Genomic DNA, 9,779 nt, shown 5'->3' with positions numbered 1-9,779 from the left:
AGTGCCAGGGCGCAGGCCGATGCGATCACGCAGCCCGTGGCCAGTCCCCAGGCTCCGGCGCGCACGGTCGTCAAGGCTGCGGCAAGGCCCAACGCCGCCCAGCCAAGCGTGACCGGCACGCGGCGCGCCTGCCAGCCCAGGCGTAGCAGCGCCGGGCCCAGCGCGCTCAGCGCCAGGCCCGTACCGAGCAGGAGATCGGGCATTGCCCGCGCCGTCTCGGTCGCCGCCGTCATCGTCAGAAGGTCACGCCGAGCGTGCCGCGCCAGGTCGTGGGGGCGTTGTAGATGCCCTGCGACCATTCGAGGCTCTGCCAGTACTTGGCGTTGGTCACGTTATCGACGTTGACGCCAAGCGAGACGTTCCTGGTCAGCTTGTAGCGGGCCATCAGGTCGACCACGGCGTATTCGCCCTGGACCGCGCCGTCGTTGTGGATGCGGCTCTGGTAGCGCGCCGACGCGCCCACGCGCAGCGCCGGGAGCGCCTGCGGGGTGTAGACCGCGCTGAGGCGGGCGGTGTGGTGCGGGATGAAGGTGCGCGCGGCGTTGCCATCGGCGTCCTCGATGTCGACATAGGCGTAGCCGCCGGTCAGCTGGAGGCCGGGGAGCGGCTCGCCCGAGACGTCGAACTCGAAGCCCTTCGAACTGTTGTCGGCCTGGGTGTAGGCGTACTGGCCGGTAACCGTGCTCAGCGTGCCGGTCGACTGCGCGACGTTCTGCTGGTCGGTCTTGTAGACCGCGATGGCGGCGTTGAGCTTGCCCGAGAACCACTCGCCCTTGATGCCCGCTTCGTAGGTCTTGCCCTCGAGCGGATCGAGCAGCGAACCGTCCTCGCGCATGTAGACCTGCGGGTTGAAGATGGTCGAGTAGCTGGCGTAGGCCGACAGGCTGCTCGTCAGGTCGAGCGTGAGCCCGGCGAAGGGCAGGAACTTGGTTTTCGCGAAGATGTAAGGCGTGTCGTACGAGGTGCCGTTACGCTCGGCGCGGGTGACGTTGCCGCCCAGGATCACGTGCAGCGGCTGGACCGGGGAAAGGCGCAGCGAACCATAGGCGCTGTACATCTTGGTCTTGAAGTCGGCCTGGAGCGTGTAGGCGCCGAAGTCGGGGTAGGGGTAGGCGCCGCCGAAGGCCTGTTCCTCGGTCAGCGCGACACCGGTGTCGGCCGCGGCCTCGGCTTCCCATTCCTGGTTGCGCGACTGGCTGAAGTTGCCGCCAAGCACGATCTGCTGTTCGAGCCCGAAAGCCTGGAACGAGCCCGAGACGTTGGCATCGACGGTCGTCTCGCGCGATTCGTCGAGATAGGCGCCCGGCCAGGAATAGAGGCCCTCGCCGGTATCCGGGTCCTGGTTGCCGTAGATGTAGAACAGCTTGGCGTCGGACGAATAGCCGCGCCGCATGACCGAGACCTTGCCCTTCCAGCCGTTGCCGAATTCGTGGGTGATGTCGCCGAACAGGTTGCGGTCGATCTTGTCCCAGCTCGTCCAGGGTTGCGCGGTGGTGGTCGAGCGCGAATAGGTCAGCTGGTTGCCGTCGGCATCGAGGAACGGCACGCCGCCCCAGGTCACGCCCTTGGGATCGGATTCCTGCCACGAATAGCCCACCGTCGCCACGGTGTCCGGGCCCAGGTCCGCGGAAACCACGCCGTAGAGCGTGAGGCGGCTGTTCTGGTAGAAGTCGAGGTTCGAGCCGCCGTTTTCGTAAGCGCCCACGAAGCGCGCGCGCAAGTGTCCGTTTTCGGTCAGCACGGTGTTGACGTCGACGTCGCCGCGCACGGTGTCGTAGGAACCGTAGCTCAGCGAGGCATAGCCGCCGGTTTCGCTCGTCGGGCGCTTGCGGATGAAGTTGACCGCGGCCGAAGGGTTGCCGGTGAGCGAGAGCAGGCCGGTCGCGCCGCGCACGACTTCGACGCGCTCGAAGGTGGCGGTGTCGACCGAGCCGATCTGGATGCCTTCGGCGAGCGGCTGGCCGATGCCGTCGAACTGGAAGTTGACGATGTCGAACCCGCGCGCGTTGTAATAGGTGCGGTCGGATTCGGCGGCCTCGACGTTGACGCCGTTGGTCATACGCAGCAGGTCGTTGAGCGAATCGAGATTGAAGTCCTCGATCTGCGCGCGCGAGATCACCGCGACCGCCTGCGGCGTTTCGCGCATCGAAAGATCGAGCCGGGTCGAGGTGCTCTGGTTGTCGACGACGTAGCTGTCGGGCAGCGCGCCGGTGACGATGATGCGGTCGGTGCCGGTGGCATCGCTGGCCGCCTCGGCGGCGTCATCGGCGTGGGCGGGGCTTGCGCCGGCCATGGCGCCGGCTATCGCGACAGCCAGAGCGGAGCGTGCAGCGGCGCTGCGCAGGCGTCCACCGCGCTCTGCGCGCATTCCCCGATTGATCCCCCTCACTGCGACCACGACTCAATCTCCTAAGTGTTGCGAGTTATTCTCAATAGCGTTGAATGCGCGGTGTAGTCATGTGCTTTTGCATGTCAATCGCAAATGTATCGCAATGTTGCGCCATGGCTCGCTGTGTGCGGAAGGGGCGCGGAGCGGGGCGTTCGGCGCGCGTTTGCGCAAGGCCCGCACCACGCCCCGGACAAGCCCCGCGCTGGGAGCGCTGGCGGCGGTGGCGCGGCGGCGGTGAGGGCGCGCATGGGCGCCTTGTCCGCGAGGGTGAGGGGGCAGGCTTGGCGGATCAGCGCGAAAAGGCTTTCGAATTCCGCGCGCACGGTCGCTTCGCTGCGGGTCTGAGGGGCGAGTGCGTGGGTGCGCATGAGCGAGGAACTGAAGGCCGAGAACAGCGCACCCTCGCTGACCGTGACGGGACGTTCCTCACCCAGCATCGCCTGGAGCACGCCGCGTCCGGTGCGTCCGCGCAGATAGCGCAACTGCCGGCCGAACCGTTCCAGTGCAGGGTCGCGCGCGGTGGCCAGGAACAGTTCGTCGCGCGCCCGCTCGCGCGTGCCGATGAGGATGCTGCGGGTGGTCGGTGGCGGCGTGGACCCCGTTTGGACGCCGGCTTGCGGCCCGGTTTGTGCCAAGGCTTGCGTGCTGGCGCACAATCCCAAAGCGACCACAGCCGCTTTCTCCCGAAATGCCATGTCGTGAACTCCATTCGCATGGAGGCCGCCCAGAACGAAAGATTCGTCTGATTATATGTATTGCTCCTGGGTCCATATTCAGAGAATCAATTGCCGTCTCAACACATTCGTGAAGGCTGATTCATATTTTTTGGCGAGCAGTAAAATTCTATAGTTTTTTAAACTGGCGTTTGCGATAGTAATTGTGATTGTGTTGTTTGTTGCGGTGTCTGCTGCATTTGCGAAGGGTCCTTGCGGGGCCTTTGCCGGGGCGGGTGTTGCTCGGCGATGGCGGTTTGGTGAAATCGCGGCTATGGGGACGCGATGATCCGCCTTTCCGATGTCGCCCTGCCGCTTGACCATTCGCCCGCCGATCTCGAAGCCGCCGTTCTTGCGCGGCTGGAGCTCGCGCCGCACGATCTGCTGCGCCTGAGTGTTGCGCGCCGCGGCAACGACGCGCGGCGCAAGAGCGCGATCAAGCTGGTCTACACGCTCGACCTGCAGCTCGCCGACGAGGCCGCCGTGCTTGCGCGCTTTGCCGAAGATGTGCACGTGCGCCCGACGCCCGACACCAGCTACCGCTTCGTCACGCAGGCACCCGAAGGCTACGCCGGACCGCGCCCGGTGGTGATCGGCGCTGGTCCCTGCGGCTTGCTGGCCGCGCTGGTGCTCGCGCAGATGGGCTTTCGTCCGATCATCGTCGAACGCGGCAAGGCGGTGCGCGAACGCACCAAGGACACCTGGGGCCTGTGGCGCAAGTCGGTGCTCGACCCGGAAAGCAACGTGCAGTTTGGCGAGGGCGGCGCGGGGACCTTTTCGGACGGCAAGCTCTATTCGCGCATCAAGGATTCGCGCCATTTGGGCCGCAAGGTGCTGACCGAATTCGTCAAGGCCGGCGCGCCTGACGACATCCTCACCGAAGCACACCCGCACATCGGCACCTTCCGGCTCGTCACCATGGTCATGTCGATGCGCGAAACGATCGAAAAGCTGGGCGGTGAATACCGCTTCGGTACCCGGGTCGACGATTTCGCGGTGACCACCGACGAAGCCGGTGTCCAGCATCTGGCGGGGTTGCACCTGTCGAACGGCGAATACCTGCCTGCCAGCCACGTCGTGCTCGCGGTCGGCCATTCGGCGCGCGACACCTTCGAGGCGCTGGTCAAGGCGGGCATCCATGTCGAGGCCAAGCCCTTCGCGATCGGCGTGCGGATCGAGCATCCGCAAAGCTGGATCGATGTCGCACGCTATGGTCCCAGCGCGGGCAACGAAATCCTGGGGGCGGCGGCCTATTCGCTGGCGCACAAGTGCTCGAACGGGCGCACGGTCTATTCGTTCTGCATGTGTCCGGGCGGGCGCGTGGTGGCCGCGACCTCGGAAGAAGGGCGCGTCGTCACCAACGGCATGAGCCAGTATTCGCGCGCCGAATTCAACGCCAACTCGGGGCTCGTCGTCGACATCAGCCCGGAGCGCGATTTTCCCGGCGATGTGCTGGCAGGCGTCGACCTGCAGCGCCGGCTGGAGGAGCTGGCGTTCAAGGCGGGCGGCTCGAACTACAAAGCGCCGGGGCAGAAGCTGGGCGACTTCCTGCTCGGCAAGCCGTCCGAGGAATTCGGCGAGGTGATCCCCAGCTACCAGCCCGGCGTCCACCTGACCGACCTTGCCGAATGCCTGCCCGCTTTCGTGATCGAGGCGATCCGCGAGGCGCTGCCGGTGTTCGGGCGCCAGGTGCCCGGTTACGATCATCCCGACGTGGTGCTCACCGGGGTCGAGACGCGCACGTCATCGCCGGTGCGCATCACCCGCGGGCGCGACTTCCACAGCCTCAACACGCGCGGGCTCTACCCGGCGGGTGAGGGCGCGGGCTACGCAGGTGGCATCCTGTCGGCGGCGGTCGACGGCATTCGCGTGGCCGAAGCGCTCGCGCTCGATCTGGTTCCGGTCCGCGGCGGCGTCGAGGCGTGAGCGAGGTCTACGATGCGATCGTGCTTGGCGCGGGTGCCGCCGGGCTGTTCTGCGCCGGGATCGCCGGGCAGCGCGGCAAGCGCGTGCTGGTGCTCGACCACGCCGAGAAACCGGGCAAGAAGATCCTGATCTCGGGCGGCGGGCGCTGCAACTTCACCAACCGGGACACCGCGCCCGAACGGTATCTGTCGACCAACCCACACTTCGTCAAGTCCGCGCTCAGCCGCTACACCCCGCGCGATTTCCTCGATCTGGTCGAGGCTTACGGCATCGCCTGGCATGAAAAGACGCTGGGGCAGCTGTTCTGCGATGGCAGCGCGAAGCAGATCGTGGCGATGCTGCTCGAGGAATGCGCCAAGGGCGATGTGGCCGTGCACTGCGGCGATGCGATCGCTTCGGTTGCGCGCGGCGAGGAGGGCTACACGGTCGCCTTCGGGGCGCGCAGCGCCACCGCGCCCGCGCTGGTGATCGCGACGGGCGGGCCCTCGATCCCCAAGATGGGCGCGAGCGGTCTGGCCTACGATCTGGCCCGCCAGTTCGGGCTCAAGGTGGTGCAGCCGCGCCCCGCGCTCGTCCCGCTCACCCTGCCGGGGAGCGAGGCCCTGTTTCGCGAGCTTTCGGGGGTTTCCACCGAAGTCGTCGCACGCTGCGGCAAGGCCGCGTTTCGCGAAGCGGCGCTGTTTACCCACCGCGGGCTGTCCGGCCCGGCGATCCTTCAGGTGTCGAGCTACTGGCAGCGCGGCGACACGGTGACGACCGACCTGTTGCCGGACCGTGAACCCGGCTGGCTCAAGGCCGCCAAGCGCGAGCGCCCGCGCAGCGCCTTGCGCAAGGTCCTGGCCGAAGGGCTGCCCGAGCGGCTGGCCGAGGCGCTGTGCGAGCGTCTGGGGCTGGGCGGGGAGCTGGGCAATCTCTCCGACAAGGCGCTCGACGCGGCGGAGGCCCGGCTGGCGTGCTGGCCTTTCGTGCCCGATGGCTCGGAAGGGTTTGCCAAGGCCGAAGTGACGGCGGGCGGGATCGACACCGCCGGGCTGTCCTCCAAGACCATGGAGGCGCGCAAGGCGCCCGGCCTTTACGCCATCGGCGAGGCGGTGGACGTGACCGGCTGGCTGGGCGGCTACAACTTCCAGTGGGCCTGGGCCAGCGGCTTCGCGGCTGGGCAGGCGCTTTAGACGTCCCTTCCAGGAAGAGCAGACAAGACCATGGCAAAGACGATCGTAGCGGCCCTCCAGATCGGATCGGACTACGCGGGCAAGGCGGCGACGCTCGCGGCCATCCTCGGGTTCGAGGCGCGCATCGCCGCTTCGGGCGCGCAGCTGGTGGTGATGCCCGAGGCGCTGCTTGGCGGCTATCCCAAGGGCGAGCTGTTCGGCACGCATCTGGGCTACCGACTGCCCGAAGGGCGCGCGGCCTTCGCGCGTTATCACGCCAACGCGATCGACCTCGACGGGCCCGAAATCGCCGCGCTGGCCGGCATGAGCACGCGCACCGGCGCGGCGCTGGTGCTCGGCGTGATCGAGCGGGCGGGGGCTTCGCTCTACTGCACGGCGGTGTTCATCGAACCGGGCAAGGGGCTCGTCGCCAAACACCGCAAGCTGATGCCAACCGGGACCGAGCGGCTGATCTGGGCGCAGGGCGATGGCTCCACGATGCCGGTGGTGGAAAGCGGCGCGGGCAAGCTCGGCGCGGCGATCTGCTGGGAAAACCACATGCCGCTGTTTCGCGCCGCGATGTACGCCAAGGGTGTCGAGATCTGGTGCGCGCCCACGGTCGACGAGCGCGATGTGTGGCGCAGTTCGATGCGCCACATCGCGCACGAGGGGCGCTGTTTCGTTATCAGCTGTTGCCAGGTTCAGCCTACACCGGCGCAGCTTGGGCTCACGCTCGAGGGATGGCCCGAGGATCGCCCTCTGATCGCGGGCGGCTCGATGATCGTTGGCCCGCTGGGCGATGTCCTGGCCGGGCCACTTGAAGGCGAGACGGGGCTGTTGGTGGCCGAAATCGACACCGATGACCTGGTCGGTGCGCGCTACGACCTCGATGTGGCAGGGCACTATTCGCGGCCCGACGTGTTCCGCCTCGAAGTGGACGAGCGCGCGCGTCCGGGCACCGCCTTCGTGACGCCTCAGGGCGAGTAAAGCGCGGGAAACGCCGTCTTGAGCGCGACCACCTTGGGCTTGTCCCAGCGCACGATGTAGCCGTTTGTGGGGTTCTTTCGGGCAAAGTCCTGGTGGACCGCTTCGGCCGGATAGAAGGTGCCGTTCTCGATGCGCGTGGCGAGCGGGCGGGCAAAGACCCCGGCCGCTTCGATCCGGCGGATATAGGCGCGCGCGATCCGCTCCTGCTCGGGGTTCTGGGGGAAGATCGCCGAGCGGTAGCTGGGGCCGACATCGGGCGTCTGGCGGTTGACTTGGGTGGGGTCATGCGCGACCGCGAAGAACACCTTGAGCAGTTGGCCATAGCTGATCCGGACGGGATCGAAGATTACGCGAACGGCTTCGGCGTGGCCGGTACGTTCGCTCGACACCGCGAGGTAATTGGCGCTCTGGCGAGTGCCTCCGGCGTAGCCTGCGGTGACCGAGGTCACGCCCCGGACATGGTTGAACACGTCCTCGACACCCCAGAAGCAGCCTCCGGCGAGGACCGCGCTTTGCCGTGCCGCGCGCTTGCCGGACGTGCCCGGCGGGGGGGCGGGTGCGGGCGCGGACCTAGACGTAGACGGGGGTGGATCGGGCAGCGCCGGCGGTGCGGCCGATGCGCGCTGAGCGTGCACCATCAGGACGATCCCGGTGAGACTCGCCAGAACCAGTAGCGCCGCGATGACCCGTGTGGGTTGGCGGGCTGAGCGAAACGATCCGCGATAGGCCATGCGCGTGTCTCCCGTTGCGGGCGCGCCACCTTGCGGGCGCGCTCAGACGGCCGGAATATAGCACGCGGCGCGGCCCTTGGCGTCTCCTGCCGTCATCGGGCCGGTATACCGGGTGAAAGCTTTTTGCTGTCCGGCGCCAATTCCCTTGGACGGTTTTCCGGAAAAAGGCGTTGCGGCAAAAGCCTGAAGCGGGCTCTACAGCGAGCGCAGGATGGCGTCGCGCTGCGCGGTGTCGCCTTTCCATTCGAGCGTGGCGGCGAGCAGCGCGATGGTCACGTCGCAGCGGGCGACGTCATCACCGGCGCCCTGCAGCGCGTCGCGCACCCTGGCGGCGTCAAGCCCGGTCGTCTCGATCACGATCTTCACCAGAGCGCCGGGGATCGACACCGTCTCGCTGCCCGAAGGCGCGCTTTCGAGCGAGGGGGGGGCGTCGATCAGCCGGGTGGCGGTGAGCCGTTCGAGCACGCGCAGGCGCGAAGGTACGTTCACCGTGATCGGGAAGCGGGCGCTGTGCAGCATCTCGAGGCAGGCGGCGGGGCTGGTGGCGCGGGCCGCCCGCAGCTGCGCCAGGCGCAGCGCCATCGCCTGTTCGAGCGCCTGCCCGGCGCTCTGGCGCCCTTTCATGTCGGTGCGCTGGCGCACCAGGTTGGCGGTGTCGCGCAGGCGGTAGCTTTCGTCGCGCCCGGTCTGCAGGTCGCTGCGCAGGCGCGCTACCAGCGCCTTGGCGAGGCTGTCGTCACCGTGCCAGAGCCATTCGAGTGTGTGGCCGGGCCCGAAACTGTTATCCAGCGTCGCCTGCAAGGCGCGTTCGAGCGCGGCGGGCTTGGGATCGCCGCGATCGCTCAGCTCGATCTCGGACCCGTCGGGCAGGGCAAAGCGGGTGTCGGCGAAGGGCCAGTCCCACCCCCATCCGAACACGCGCAGCACGAACAGCAGCCAGACGAGCGCCAGCAGCAGGCGCGGCCAGTGCACCGTCTTGCGGTTCCACCATTCGACCCGGCGCGGGTCGAGTTCGCTTTCGATGTGCGGGAAGTTCTGGCGGATACCGCCGAGCAGGAACTGGACGTCGTCGTGGGCGGCGCGCGAACGCAGCAGCCCGCCGCGCCCCGGACGGTTGAGCTCGCGCCAGGCGCGGTGGTAGCGATGGGCCGGGTCCGCGACCTTGGCGCGGAAACGCTCGCCGCGAAGGCGCGCCCCCAGAAAGCGGATCTGCGGACGCGCATCGAAGCGGTGCCACTCCTCCTGCCAGCGGAACGCCTCGGTCGCCGCCTCGAGCAAGGGGGCCGAACGCGGCCAGGCTCCGGCGAGCAGGTTCGCCAGCCAGTTCTCGATCGTCTCCTGGCGGGTGACGTCCGATCCACGCGCGTCCTCGATGATCGCGCGCAGCGCGCGCTGCGCGACGATGGTTGAAGGCTCGTCGAGCGGCGGCCCGCCCGCCTGTCCACCGGCCTGCGGGTCCAGTATGTCCTCGAGCCGCTCGAACGGCGTCTGGCCAGGGACGAGGCCGAGCGCGGCCTCGATGTCGCCGTAGCCATAGCCCTGGAGCGTGGGAGCCGAGAGGTCGGCGCAGCCGGGCAGTTCGAGCGTGGCGAGCGTGCTGCGGTCCGGGTGCGGGTCGTCGCTGCGGCGCCCGGCGGCGGGGGGAACGATGCGCGCAAAGCGTGGCTCGTCCGGCTGGCGCGGTTCGGTGCGGATCGAGGCGTGCCCGGCAATCTGGTCGATCCGCGGTGCGGCGTAGGCCCAGCGGGTTTCGGGCGCGGCAGCCTGCGGTCGGGTTTGCCCGCTCGCCTGGCTTGCTCCCTCGATCGGCTCCGGGGGCGCGTCGCCTGCGGCGTCAGACGGGGCGTCGGGGGGCTGCGTGGCCTCGCCGGTCTCGGGCGCG

The 9,779-nt window shown here is 68.2% G+C and carries 7 protein-coding genes and 1 pseudogene; 3 read left to right on the top strand and 5 right to left on the bottom strand.

Going from position 1 to position 9,779, the window contains the following annotated elements; genetic code table 11:
- The 3 genes and pseudogenes from MTR62_RS18275 to MTR62_RS18265 form a co-directional block, all read right to left on the bottom strand.
- Nucleotides 1–203 (bottom strand): annotated as a pseudogene (locus tag MTR62_RS18275) (hypothetical protein); the annotation flags it as partial.
- A gap of 32 nt (nt 204–235) precedes the next feature.
- Nucleotides 236–2,293 carry a TonB-dependent siderophore receptor gene (locus MTR62_RS18270; RefSeq protein WP_244023631.1) on the bottom strand — a complete coding sequence of 686 codons (2,058 nt, stop codon included), beginning with the start codon at nt 2,291–2,293 and terminating at the stop codon, nt 236–238.
- 179 nt (nt 2,294–2,472) lie between these two features.
- The gene (locus tag MTR62_RS18265) at nt 2,473–3,084 is read right to left on the bottom strand and encodes a hypothetical protein (RefSeq protein WP_244023629.1); all 612 of its coding nucleotides are present in this window, start codon (nt 3,082–3,084) and stop codon (nt 2,473–2,475) included.
- 303 nt (nt 3,085–3,387) lie between these two features.
- On the opposite strand from MTR62_RS18265, the gene MTR62_RS18260 reads away from it, so the two are divergent.
- Genes MTR62_RS18260 through MTR62_RS18250 form a run of 3 tightly spaced genes read left to right on the top strand, consistent with a single transcriptional unit; the run spans nt 3,388 to nt 7,166 of the window.
- On the top strand, nt 3,388–5,028 hold the full coding sequence (locus tag MTR62_RS18260; RefSeq protein ID WP_244023628.1) for an NAD(P)/FAD-dependent oxidoreductase: 1,641 nt from the start codon (nt 3,388–3,390) through the stop codon (nt 5,026–5,028).
- On the top strand, nt 5,025–6,200 hold the full coding sequence (locus MTR62_RS18255) for a BaiN/RdsA family NAD(P)/FAD-dependent oxidoreductase (RefSeq protein WP_244023625.1): 1,176 nt from the start codon (nt 5,025–5,027) through the stop codon (nt 6,198–6,200). The genes MTR62_RS18260 and MTR62_RS18255 overlap by 4 nt, the downstream gene beginning before the upstream one ends.
- A gap of 30 nt (nt 6,201–6,230) precedes the next feature.
- On the top strand, nt 6,231–7,166 hold the full coding sequence (locus MTR62_RS18250; protein WP_244023623.1) for a carbon-nitrogen hydrolase family protein: 936 nt from the start codon (nt 6,231–6,233) through the stop codon (nt 7,164–7,166).
- Here the strand turns inward: MTR62_RS18250 and msrA are convergent.
- Together msrA and MTR62_RS18240 are read right to left on the bottom strand one after the other, a co-directional pair.
- Entirely contained in the window at nt 7,154–7,897 is a 744-nt protein-coding gene (gene msrA / locus MTR62_RS18245) for a peptide-methionine (S)-S-oxide reductase MsrA (protein WP_244023621.1), read from the bottom strand. The genes MTR62_RS18250 and msrA overlap by 13 nt on opposite strands.
- Nucleotides 7,898–8,092: 195 nt before the next feature.
- On the bottom strand, nt 8,093–9,779 hold a 1,687-nt coding region (locus tag MTR62_RS18240; protein WP_244023619.1), incomplete at its 5' end, for a hypothetical protein.

Origin of the sequence: Novosphingobium organovorum (genome assembly GCF_022832435.1) — a bacterium.
In the GTDB taxonomy this organism is placed as follows: Bacteria; Pseudomonadota; Alphaproteobacteria; order Sphingomonadales; family Sphingomonadaceae; genus Novosphingobium; species Novosphingobium organovorum.
This window is presented reverse-complemented; position numbering and strand designations above follow the sequence as displayed.